Below are 435 nucleotides of genomic sequence, written 5' to 3'. Positions count from 1 at the left end.
TACCGGCGCGTCTTTCACCGTTACCGTAACGGTGCTGCTGGCGCTTTGCCCTTTATCATCTGTGACGGTCAACTGAAAAACATATTGCCCGGCGGTAGTCAATTTTGTAATGCCCGTACTAAGTGCGGTGGCGCTGCCTATGGCTGCATCTACCGGACCAGACACCTGGCTCCACTGATAGGATACAAGAGTGCTGCCTGCGGCGGCGCTGGCGGTACCTGTCAATGTGGTAGCACTAACCGGTAAGGTGATGGTAACAGGAGTACCGGCACTCACCGTAGGCGGTATATTTACCGGCGCRTCTTTCACCGTTACCGTAACGGTGCTGCTGGCGCTTTGCCCTTTATCATCTGTGACGGTCAACTGAAAAACATATTGCCCGGCGGTAGTCAATTTTGTAACGTCTGTACTAAGTGTGGTGGCGCTGCCTATGGC

At 53.9% G+C, this 435-nt stretch carries 1 protein-coding gene; it reads right to left on the bottom strand.

From position 1 onward, the window contains the following. On the bottom strand, positions 1 to 435 hold a 435-nt coding region (locus tag AC1DFM_RS34825), incomplete at both ends, for a PKD domain-containing protein (RefSeq protein WP_477081389.1).

Source organism: Chitinophaga sp. 05T412, from assembly GCF_056396465.1.
Note: the sequence above shows the minus strand (reverse complement) of the source record. Positions and strands in the feature narration are given on the sequence as shown.